The 10,996-nt window shown below is 41.7% G+C and carries 13 protein-coding genes; 7 read left to right on the top strand and 6 right to left on the bottom strand.

All coding sequences use genetic code 11. From position 1 onward, the window contains the following. Positions 1-424 (top strand): universal stress protein (locus IQ246_RS26230; RefSeq protein WP_194006235.1); only part of this gene is annotated, 424 nt, incomplete at its 5' end. Between the two features lie 414 nt (positions 425-838). Here the strand turns inward: IQ246_RS26230 and IQ246_RS26225 are convergent. After that, the gene (locus IQ246_RS26225) at positions 839-1,189 is read right to left on the bottom strand and encodes a carbon dioxide-concentrating mechanism protein CcmK (RefSeq protein WP_194006234.1); all 351 of its coding nucleotides are present in this window, start codon (positions 1,187-1,189) and stop codon (positions 839-841) included. Between the two features lie 84 nt (positions 1,190-1,273). After that, complete coding sequence (locus IQ246_RS26220) at positions 1,274-1,585, bottom strand: carbon dioxide-concentrating mechanism protein CcmK (protein ID WP_194006233.1); 312 nt, start codon at positions 1,583-1,585, stop codon at positions 1,274-1,276. 166 nt (positions 1,586-1,751) lie between these two features. Here IQ246_RS26220 and IQ246_RS26215 point away from each other — a divergent pair, with 166 nt between their 5' ends. Beyond that, positions 1,752-2,639, top strand: a complete 888-nt coding sequence (locus IQ246_RS26215) for an alpha/beta fold hydrolase (RefSeq protein ID WP_194006232.1) — start codon at positions 1,752-1,754, stop codon at positions 2,637-2,639. Between the two features lie 43 nt (positions 2,640-2,682). On the opposite strand, the gene IQ246_RS26210 is transcribed toward IQ246_RS26215, so the two are convergent. Together IQ246_RS26210 and IQ246_RS26205 are read right to left on the bottom strand one after the other, a co-directional pair. Beyond that, positions 2,683-3,324 (bottom strand): hypothetical protein, encoded by a 642-nt coding sequence (locus tag IQ246_RS26210; RefSeq protein WP_194006231.1) that lies wholly within the window; start codon positions 3,322-3,324, stop codon positions 2,683-2,685. Beyond that, positions 3,324-3,956: a ParA family protein gene (locus tag IQ246_RS26205; RefSeq protein WP_194006230.1), complete on the bottom strand. Its 633-nt coding sequence runs from the start codon at positions 3,954-3,956 to the stop codon at positions 3,324-3,326. The genes IQ246_RS26210 and IQ246_RS26205 overlap by 1 nt, the downstream gene beginning before the upstream one ends. Positions 3,957-4,064: 108 nt before the next feature. Here IQ246_RS26205 and IQ246_RS26200 point away from each other — a divergent pair, with 108 nt between their 5' ends. Next, on the top strand, positions 4,065-5,447 hold the full coding sequence (locus IQ246_RS26200; protein ID WP_194006229.1) for a cytochrome P450: 1,383 nt from the start codon (positions 4,065-4,067) through the stop codon (positions 5,445-5,447). Positions 5,448-5,610: 163 nt separating this feature from the next. On the opposite strand, the gene IQ246_RS26195 is transcribed toward IQ246_RS26200, so the two are convergent. Together IQ246_RS26195 and petN are read right to left on the bottom strand one after the other, a co-directional pair. After that, entirely contained in the window at positions 5,611-5,775 is a 165-nt protein-coding gene (locus IQ246_RS26195) for a hypothetical protein (protein WP_194006228.1), read from the bottom strand. Between the two features lie 4 nt (positions 5,776-5,779). After that, positions 5,780-5,869, bottom strand: a complete 90-nt coding sequence (petN, locus tag IQ246_RS26190) for a cytochrome b6-f complex subunit PetN (protein ID WP_010998401.1) — start codon at positions 5,867-5,869, stop codon at positions 5,780-5,782. Positions 5,870-6,028: 159 nt separating this feature from the next. Between petN and IQ246_RS26185 the strand changes: the two genes are divergently transcribed. The 4 genes from IQ246_RS26185 (at position 6,029) to IQ246_RS26170 (ending at position 10,685) form a co-directional block, all read left to right on the top strand. Then, positions 6,029-6,460: a hypothetical protein gene (locus IQ246_RS26185; protein ID WP_194006236.1), complete on the top strand. Its 432-nt coding sequence runs from the start codon at positions 6,029-6,031 to the stop codon at positions 6,458-6,460. A 68-nt stretch (positions 6,461-6,528) separates the two neighbouring features. After that, the gene (locus IQ246_RS26180; protein ID WP_194006227.1) at positions 6,529-7,698 is read left to right on the top strand and encodes a pyridoxal phosphate-dependent aminotransferase; all 1,170 of its coding nucleotides are present in this window, start codon (positions 6,529-6,531) and stop codon (positions 7,696-7,698) included. A 134-nt stretch (positions 7,699-7,832) separates the two neighbouring features. Further along, a complete protein-coding gene (locus tag IQ246_RS26175; RefSeq protein ID WP_339379211.1) occupies positions 7,833-8,225 on the top strand; it encodes a secondary thiamine-phosphate synthase enzyme YjbQ in 393 nt (130 codons plus the stop codon). 690 nt (positions 8,226-8,915) lie between these two features. Next, positions 8,916-10,685: a WD40 repeat domain-containing protein gene (locus tag IQ246_RS26170; protein ID WP_194006226.1), complete on the top strand. Its 1,770-nt coding sequence runs from the start codon at positions 8,916-8,918 to the stop codon at positions 10,683-10,685. Positions 10,686-10,996: the final 311 nt, after the last annotated feature.

The raw sequence follows: 10,996 nt of genomic DNA, 5'->3' as shown, positions 1-10,996 counted from the left end.
CCCCCCTTCCCCCACTCCCCAGTTCAACCGCTGGCTAGTACCGATGGCTGGTGGCCCCAATGCACGGGTGGCGATTAAATTTTTACCTGCTTTAGTGACATTGGGAAATAATCCGCAAATTCGGCTGACACAGGTGTTTAAACCATCTGAGTTCAAGCCAGACATGACAGTTTTAGAACAAGCCATTCGTCAGTTGATGCGTCGTCGCAATTTGTCCAGTACTGTAGTTGCTGTTCCAGTCCAAGCTGATTCAGTCGCCGAAGGCGTGATTAGTTTAGTGAAAACCGAAGGTTACGATGTTGTCGTTTTAGGAGCTTCTCGTGAGGGATTATTACAACATGCGATTCAAGGTAATATTCCGGAAGCGATCGCCTCTGGTGTTGAGAGTACAGTAATTTTAGTTAGGGGTGCAATTAACAATTAAAAACCAAGATAGAAACAGGACTTACGCAAGTGTCATATTTTTAACGCCAGAGGTTGTCCAGAGTCAAAGGTCAAAAGTCCAAAAAACCTTGATTTTTGAACGCCACTTGCTTCTCCTGTCGCAGACGCAAGTGGCGTTCAAGTCGGCATAGCCGCAAGGGCGCAGTGGCTCCCCTTGACTCTTATACCAGAAGCCTTGTGTGCCAGTTGCGTAAGTCCTAAGAAAGTAGAAAATATATTTTGACTAAATAGCGATCGCTATTCTAAATAATAAAAATAAGTAGATAAATTAACCTGAGCAAAACCAGCTTCAGGGAAGAATCCGCCTCTATCGTCGGAAAGTTTCTTTCAAAAGAAACATTTGCAAAAATAAATAGTCAACAGTCAATATTAATTTTGACCATTGACATTAACTCTATCGCCCGTTAGAAGACCTGACGATAGGATTTTCCACAGATTCTCGATACTCTTGAACTGCTTCTGTATAGGCTATTGGCAGAACAGCTTCAACATTTTCATGAGGACGAGCAATAATCACCCAAGATTCCAGGGTACCACCATAAACGTTTTCTGCGGCTTCAACACCAGCAGCCATAGCTGTCTTAACCTCAGAAACATCGCCACGAATATTAACTGTAAAGCGAGCGCTACCTACTCTGATATAACCAACCAAGGTGACTCGACCGGCTTTTACCATAGCATCGGCTGCTGCTAGTACAGCAGGAAAACCTTTAGTTTCCAGTGCTCCAACTGCCTGTAATGACATTAGTAATCTCCTTTATGAATAAACGTATCTGCGCTATAAGTTAATTGTACGAAGCTTCGCTACAGATTTTGATGGCGAAACTGCTTAGAACATGCGGAAAGGTTCTGATTCTTCAGTGAAGTGAATTGGTAGAATGGTTTCTACATTTTCCGGGGGATTGGGAACGATGTAGTGGGTGATTACTGTACCAGCCTTTACTTCTTCTCCAGCGGCGATTCCTGCTTCAACTGCTCTTTTGACTTCAGCAACATGTCCCCTGACGGCGACTAACAAGCGAGCGCTTTCAGCTTGACCATAATACACAATTGTGACTGCGGCAGATTTGACCATCGCATCTGCTGCGGCTAACACACTAGGAAAACCTAAAGTTTCAATTACGCCAACCGCCATTGGCATGGCATCAACTCCTAAATTGAGGAATAGGCGATATTAATTGTACGTGGCTTTAGTCCCAATTTGGACATTTTAGAAAACTTTCTTTGATACCAGTAGCTGCTAGAGCGCCTGCTGGTGAAAAAACTAGCGTTATGCAGGAGGCAATTAGTACGGTAAACTAAAATGTATGTTTCCTAATTTTCTTCCTACAGCTGTTGGGCAATTAACAGAACCCGCCTCGATCGCATTAGCGCAGAGTATTCAATCGTTGGCGATCGCTACCCCTCTAAGTAATCAACCAATTACCACAACCTATGTACATTTGGGAAGTGGTGGAACGCCTATATTATTAATTCACGGTTTTGACAGTTCTGTATTAGAATTTCGTCGGCTTTTACCACTGCTTTGTAAAGATAATGAAACTTGGGCAGTGGATTTATTGGGGTTTGGATTTACAGACAGACTTGCAGGAATTGCCTATAGTCCAACTGCCATTAAAACCCATCTTTATTATTTCTGGAAAAGCCTAATTAATCAACCTGTAATTCTGGTTGGCGCTTCGATGGGGGGTGCAACAGCAATTGATTTCACGTTGAGTTACCCGGAAGTTGTAAACAAGCTGGTGTTAATTGACAGTGCTGGGTTGGCGGGTGGTTCACCTTTGAGCAAATTAATGTTTCCCCCGTTAGATTATTTAGCAACTCAGTTTTTGAGTAATCTGAAAGTACGCGATCGCGTTTCTCGTATAGGATATAAAAATCAAACTCTTGCCTCTATCGATGCTCTATATTGTGGAGCATTACACCTACAGATGCCAAACTGGCATCAAGCTTTGATTGCTTTTACAAAAAGTGGTGGCTACAGTGCTTTTAAATTTAATAAATTAGCAGAAATTGTGCAATCAACGCTGATTTTATGGGGTGATTCTGATAAGATTTTGGGTACTGAGGATGCCATAAGGTTTAAAAGGGCAATTTTACAAAGTACTTTAACTTGGATACAAGATTGTGGTCATCTCCCTCACTTGGAACAACCACAAATCACTGCCCAGCATATTTTAGAGTTTCGGGGTTAACTCCCAACATAACGACTTTTTTCAGTAAAAACTGGATTCAAGTCTAGTCAAGTAACCACATCTCATTATTAGAAGCATCAGCAGACTCGTTTGGTTGATTATCTGGTTGATGTTGGTTATCTGGTTGATATTGAGCCAGCTTTTCAGAAGAACGGTGTGATTTTTTGTAGTTCAGTGGGTTGTAGTTTTCCTTTACTGGTTTTAAAGCACTAGTTTCTTCTATTGGCTGAGGTTTGGCTTTCTCTGCGGTTTTTAAAGCACTAGTTTCTTTTATTGGCTGAGATTTGGCTTTCTCTGCTTGTTTTGAGGCATTAGTTTCTTCGATCAGTTGAGAGTTAGCTTCTGCAAGTTGCAGTGCTGTTTTTTTCGCTTCGTGCAATTCTTTAGTTAGCCGTTCAGTTGATGTTTGTTGTTCAGACAATTTTGATTGCAAATCAACAACTTGCTGCTGAAGCTCAGCTTCTTTTTTATGGTTTTTTTCGAGAGTTTCTGTCAATTCTTTTACAGCTGTTTCTAAATCAGCTTTAGTTAGATTTGTGCGCCTAGAAGAAGTTTGCTCCAGTTCTTGTGCTGACGTTTCTTCAGCAACTTCCTCAGCTGTAACTTCAATCGCAGATTCACCTTCAGGAGGTGTAAATTTTTGCGCCTCTTCTTGTAGTAAGTCGGTGAGACGTTTCTTAACCATTATTTCCTCCATTCACGCTGTAATTCATCAGCCACGCGGCGGTAGTCTAAATCCGCCTCGCGAGCATTTCCCCCTCGCCATTGAGTAATCGCTATACCCTCAAGTGCGGCTCGTTCATGAGCTTTATAAGCACGGATAAAGGTATTAAAAGTCGGAATACCTAGCCCCATGAGGGTGTTTTTCGCTTCTAGTGCTTCTCCCATGCTCCGCGTATCAACTTTAGTTAGCAGTACCCGATGGGAGGTTCCCACAGGGATGATGGCTGCTTTTACCGTCTCCACGAGTACAGCTAAATCCATTGCTGCTGGGGGTGTAGGCAAAACTAGATAATCTGCGATCGCAACTACCGCCGCTAATGCTTCAGAGCGTAGCGCCGGAGGCGTATCCACCACTACTAAATCGTAACCTGTTATCTTTCCTAAATTACCCAAAAGTTTAGGATCAGTTTCTTGAGATAAATCAAATCCCATTCCTTGCTGATTGCGCCCACACCACCAACTTGCAGAACCTTGAATATCTGCGTCAACTAGAATCACCTTTTTTTTCTTCGCAAAGTTTGCAGCCAGATTGACTGCGGTAGTCGTTTTGCCGACTCCTCCTTTACCGTTGAGAATAGCGATGATTTTTGGCACTGCTTGTTTCCGACGCTGCCTTACAAGAATATACCGCTTTGTGTAACCCTCAAGAACATGAAAACTCGTAACAATAAAAATCAGAACCCGTCAATTCTACAAACTACGATGACAGCAACTTCAAATCTACCCAATGGGCCAAAAATGCCGCGTTTTCTGCGGCTGCTCAAATTTATTGGTCAGCCAGTAAAATATGTGGATGATTTTGCCAAAATCTATGGTGATACCTTTACCATCAGGAGTAGTCGCGGGGATAACCATCTTGTGTATTTTAGTCAACCCCAAGCACTTGAGCAGATTTTTACTGCGGATTCCAGCCATTTCGAGGTTGGGAGGGGGAACATAGGACTAAGATTTTTGCTTGGCGATCGCTCCTTTATGTTAGCGGATGGCGATCGCCACCAGCGCCAACGTCAACTATTAGCGCCTCCTTTTCATGGTGAAAGGATGCGAGCTTACGGTCAGGATATCCGTAAAATAACTCAACAAGTGAGTAACGAGTGGCAAATTGGTAAACCTTTTGATATCCGTGAGTCGATGCAAGAAATTACCTTGCGTGTTATTTTGCGGGTTGTATTTGGTTTGGATCAGGGACAGCTTTTTGAAGAACTAAGGCGATCGCTAAGTGACCTACTAAACTTTATCAGCTCGCCTTTAATGTCCAGTGCCTTCTTTTTCCGGTTTATGCAAAAAGACTTAGGTGCTTGGAGTCCGTGGGGTTGGATTCTCCAACAACGACAAAAAATTGATCGACTTATTTATGCTTTACTTCAAGAACGTCGGGCTGAATCTCACCACAATCGCCAAGATATCCTGAGTCTGATGATGGCTGCTCGTTACGAGGATGGACAAGGGATGTCTGATGAAGAATTACACGACGAATTAATGACAGTGTTGGTAGCGGGACATGAAACCACCGCCTCTGCACTGACATGGGCTTTTTACTGGGTTGACCATTTACCAGCGGTGCGTGAGAAATTGCTACAGGAACTCGACAACCTTGGTATTAACCCAGATCCAAGTAGTGTTGCTAAATTGCCCTATTTAACAGCAGTTTGCCAAGAAACGTTGCGGATTTACCCAATTGCCATAAATGCTTTCTTGCGGATTGTGAAAACCCCAATTGAAATTATGGGCTACAAACTGCCAGAAGGAACAGCAATAATTCCCAGTATTTATTTAGCACACCATAGAGAAGAAGTTTACCCACAGCCCAAGCAGTTTCAACCAGAACGCTTTTTAGAAAGGCAATTTTCACCTTATGAATATTTACCGTTTGGTGGGGGTAGCCGCCGCTGTATTGGGATGGCATTTGCCCAGTATGAAATGAAAATCGTCTTGGCAACTATTTTGTCAGATTTTCAAGTATCCCTAGTGAATAAGCGTCCTGTGCGTCCTGTACGCCGTGGTTTAACTTTAGCCACACCAGCAGGAATGCGGATGGTAGCAACGCCCCAGGAGAAGCGTGCTAATATGCCAGTCCCAGTTTAAGAATGGGGTACGCATTACTATGTATTGGTGTCAACTTCAGATGAAAATCTTGACACAAATAAACCTGCATTATGCACTTGTTTTCCCATTAGGTAGTAGAAAAAACAATGTAGGGCACAATAACATCGTGCCCCTACAAAACATTGTGTAACTTTGATCAAATTTATCGCCGTTTAGGAGTGCTGCGTCGTGTTTCGCGTTTTTCTTGTTCTAGACGCCGGCGATCGCGCCAATCTGCCAGTGTCAAATAACCAATACCACCAGTGACTACCACTAGTAGCACTACAGCAGCTAAACCCAAGATACTCAGGAATGGACTTTCTACCATACCTTTACAGTCCGTTACGTCCCCAAACTACCATTGCAATTGACCAAGTGAACACAACTAAGAGTGATACCCAACCCAGTGTCAATATTGCCATAGTCCCACTTTTGAATTCATTTACAAAACGTCTCTAATATTTATCATACTGGGGATTGGGCATTGGGGATTGGGGATGGGGCATTGGGGATGGTTAAGGATATCGCTGACTTTCAAAAATGTGAGATGTTAAGTGAACGAAAATTCAGATATTCAACTGATGGCAGAACGTTTAGAATCCCTCAAAGCTGGAATTATTGGGGGTTTATCTGTGTGTTTCACTTTCATCATTACCAGTCTTGTGAATAGTCTGGTACTGGCAAAGTATTTTAAAACACTCGCTAGTTTGGAATTTGATGTTAATTGGCAGTGGTGGGTGAGTGGTGTAGTTGCTTGTTTGTCTGGTTTGCTGTTTGGTGTCACCTATCGCTATATCATCCGCTCAGACAAAAATCCCCAACTCAAAGCTGGCGGTGTACTAGCTTTTGGCTTGGTGCGGGGATTAACCCAGATAGAACTTGGCTGGAATGCTGACACAATATTGCCTTGTTTAGTACTGGCTGGAGAAAGTATATTGTGGTTTGTAGTGGGGGCGATCGCTCTCGATACCGCTATTCAACTTGGCTGGATCAAACCTTTTCCATCAGCCTAAATTCTTTATAAACACCATCAAAATCTCAAAACAGACTTTTTTACATCTACCTCAAGTATCACGATCGCATGAAATCTCTAACCTCTCGTATGCAAGCGGTACAGTCGCCGATCATTCCTGTGGTTGGGGAGCTGATTAAAAACTCTCCCGGAACCATTTCTCTAGGACAGGGTGTGGTTTCTTACAACCCACCACAGTCAGCAATAGAGCTTTTACCTAAATTCCTTGCTGATTCTGCTAATAATCTCTACCAAGCAGTTGAGGGAATTCCTCCTTTATTAGTAGTACTAAAAGAAAAATTGTCGGCTTTCAACAGCATTGAAATCAACGAGGAAAACTGCATCGTTGTCACAGCGGGGAGCAACATGGCGTTTATGAATGCCATTCTGGCGATTACTTCCCCAGGTGATGAAATTATTCTGAATACGCCTTACTATTTCAATCACGAAATGGCGATCGCAATGGCGGGTTGTCGTGCAGTGTTAGTAGAAACAGCCGAAAATTACCAACTGCGTCCAGAGGCGATCGCTCAAGCAATTACCCCGAAAACACGAGCAATAGTGACAATTTCACCCAATAATCCAACTGGAGTCGTCTATTCAGAAGCGGCATTACGCCAAGTCAATCAAATCTGTGGCGATCGCGGCATTTACCACATTAGCGATGAAGCCTACGAATATTTTACCTATAACGGGGTAAAACACGTTTCCCCTGGCGCATTTACTGGCAGCAGTCAGTACACCATTTCTCTGTATAGCCTTTCTAAAGCTTACGGTTTTGCCAGTTGGCGCATCGGCTATATGCTGATTCCCAAACATCTGCTTGTCCCCGTCAAAAAAGTCCAGGATACTATTTTGATATGTCCACCAGTGGTTTCCCAGTATGCAGCTTTAGGAGCATTGCAAGCAAAACCGGAGTATTTAAGAGACAATATTGGTGCGATTGCTCAAGTCCGACAACTAGTACTTGAATCCCTTAACCGCCTACAAGGATTATGTACTATTACCCCTGCCGATGGTGCTTTCTATTTTTTCCTCAAAGTTCATACCCCAATTGACGCTTTTGAGCTAGTTAAAAGACTAATCCAAGAGCATCAAATAGCAGTCATTCCAGGAACAACCTTTGGCATGGACAACGGATGCTATCTACGAGTTGCCTATGGTGCGCTGCAAAAAGAGACAGCAAAAGAAGGTATAGAAAGGTTAGTTCAAGGTCTACAAATTATAGTTAAAAGTTAATAATTATGAGTAAATATTAATTTTTTTATAATATAAAACAGCGTTTATGTACTTACTTTCCATAACAATCACTATCTAAATTTGAAGTAATGCCGATTATTAATAGAATCATCCAAATCGAAACTTAACAGGGAATTAATATTCATAATATCACACCACAAATACAAGATTTTATTGCCTCGACATCGATTAAAAATGGACAAGTTTTAGTATTTTCTCGACATACTACAACAGCTTTGGCTGTCAATGAAAATGAAGCCAGATTATTAGAGGATGTGAAGGTATTTTTACAGAAATTAGCACCTGAATCAGAACGATACTTGCACAATGACCTGCATTTAAGAGATGTTCCAGAAGATGAACCAATAAATGCTCACTCTCACTTGATGGCAATGATGCTAAGTACAAATGAGGTGATTCCCCTCATGGACGGAAAATTAGCTTTGGGAACTTGGCAATCTGTATTGTTTTTTGAGTTGGATGGGCCTCGCCAACGCACTGTATTTTTGCAAATTTCTGGAGAGTAATGTTTAGCTTAAGGTTTTTTCTTTTCCCTTTCCTGTTCCCCTTTACCCGACAAGTATTAGGGAAGATATAGGATTCCTGTTTAATTTTTGAAAAAACCGCATACACCTCTAATATCATGTTCGCTTAAATACTTACGATAAAATGAACGCCGAGATTTTTAAACATAAAGACTTTGGGGATTTTATATCGTAAGCGATATACCGAATATGATATAAATCCTTTTTTTCCTATCCCCCATTCCCTATCCCCCATTCCCTATTCCCTATTCCCTATTCCCCATTCCCTATTCCCCATTCCCTATCCCCCATTCCCTGTCTCTACGAGTCAGTTCACGAATCAAATCGGATTACTATAGTAGTTAACGCTACTGTTAGTTATGAGTCACTGAGATAGGAAGCAATGAATACGCGAGATATTTGTCCTTAAATTGTAGAAGGAAAACAGTATCTCGTTCTCCAGGTTCGATAAAATTGACTGACATCATCTAATTCTCTACATCTCAGCTGCACTATGTTGATGAGATGTCTGAGCACATCCAGGTGTATCTCTACCATAAATGTATATTGATAGCTGTGTTCTATTAGACTGCTAAGATTACTGAATTTTTAATTAACTAAAGGTTATAAACTTGAGTAATTGCGATGGTATAGCTTACCGTAGGTATGCAATATTGTGCTGTGGGAATGCAGATGGATTGGATTAGCTTACTAAGAGATCAACAAGCTGACTTCCTTCAACGTGTGAAAAAATCCAAGACTCACGACTTATCTTTGCTAGAAAGTCAAGTCAAGGGTTGCCACACTGAAATTATGGTATTCTGGGGCGAGCCATTGGCAAAAATCCTGGAAGTTGCTCGCCAGCAAGCAGAAATCCTTGCCAAAAATCCGCCGCCTACGCCGCCTGAATATCCTGAACCTCCTGACTGGACGATACCCTTTACCAAATACTTCCAGCAACAAGCAGAAGATTATCTTTTGCGAGAGCAAGTCGTTGAACGGGTGATGACTGAACGCTTGGGTAAATTGATCAAAAAAGTGCCACAAGACACCTTGCAAAACATAGTTTTAGATGATGAGGGGAATTTGAGCGGCGAAAGTAAATTTTCTTACGTGCTCAAAGAGCATCCTAAGATGAGTGTTAAAGTTTACGTTGCTGATGGAGAAAGTTTTAACAGTCTTAAGAAAAACAAAACTAAATGGTCGGTTACTCAAGAGGATTTAAAAAATCACCAGGTATTAATTTTTCTTTGCTTGTTTTATCCATTTGCAGGTAAATTAGGCTACGAAAAACAAATTGTAATCGCGGGATTTTTACCTACGAATCAACTTGAATTAACTGAACCAAAACTTTACATTACTTCGAGCAACTTGTTGTATGCAGGGGGATTAAATTGGTATTTAGAATCACTTACTACTAAAAAAGCTGCGCCGCTAATACCAGTAATTAATGAGAGAATCGTGGCAGAAACAATTCAGACTTTGCCACCAGAACATTCCCTTAAATGTATAGTAGGTGACTGGGAATGCTGGCAAACTTTGAAAGGTCACACTAGAGGAATTAATTGCCTTGCTTTCAGTTCAGGGTGTAAAAATATCAAAACCATGCCTATATTGGCAAGTGGTAGTCTTGGAGAGACGAAGCTGTGGGATTTAAGCAAGGGTGAATTAATAGATACATTGTCTGAATATCCTTGGGTTATGTCTGGACTGGTGGATGAAGTGAATTCCTTAGCCTTTAGTTCAGATGGACAGACTTTAGTAAGTTGCGGTGCTGATTCCACAATAAAGATTTGGCATGTAGGCGCACTAGATTTGATAGATATTCTGCACAAGCATAATGGGGTAGTGCGATGTTTAGCCTTTACTCCAGATGGCAGGATGTTAGCGACTGGTGGAGATGACAGAAAAATTCTGTTTTGGGATTTAATGCAACGTCGAGTAGCGATCGCTCTTTCTTTAGATGATACCGCGGCTCACTCCCTAGTTTTAAGTCAAGATGGGCAAATGCTAGTCACGGGTAGCTACCGCAAAATCAAAATCTGGCACACCTCATCCCAAGCAGGGGGGAAAATTCTCAAGGACACACCACCACTATGCACCCTCATGGGTCATTCTCATATCGTTAGCTCTCTGGCAATTAGTGCAGATGGTAAGCTGCTCGTCAGTGGTAGCTGGGATAAAACAATTAAAATTTGGCAGTTGGATACTGGCGAATTAATCTCCACCCTCAAGGGACATAGAGATCGAGTGTATGCGATCGCTTTAAGTCCTGATGGAAAAATTATAGCTAGCGGTAGTGCTGATAAAACTATCAAGTTGTGGCATCTACAAACAGGAGAACTGCTAGGCACATTTACAGGTCATGGCAATACAGTCACAGCATTAGCTTACACAGCTTCCGGCGAGATGTTGGTAAGTGGTAGTTTGGATAAGACGATTAAAATTTGGCAACGGAGTTGAACATTCTTTCGTCCCGCATTCCTATCTTTAGGGACAGGCCATTCCCCATGGCCAAAAAGCATTATCTAATTAGCGATCGCAGTAAAATAAGTCAATCAGGAGAAGGAAGTGAAAAATTAAAAATTACTCTCACTCCCCATTCCTTCATTCCTGATGAATGACAGTCACTTTTTAATCACATTTATTTTTAATAATATATAAAACTAATATTTGTATATAACTAATATTTGATTTTTGAAAAAAATTAGTACACCTTTATCACTTCTTACCCATGCCCCATACCCCATGCCCCATGCCCAATGACCAATGAC

It is taken from the genome of aff. Roholtiella sp. LEGE 12411, assembly GCF_015206995.1.
In the GTDB taxonomy this organism is placed as follows: domain Bacteria; phylum Cyanobacteriota; class Cyanobacteriia; order Cyanobacteriales; family Nostocaceae; genus Komarekiella.
Note: the sequence above shows the minus strand (reverse complement) of the source record. Positions and strands in the feature narration are given on the sequence as shown.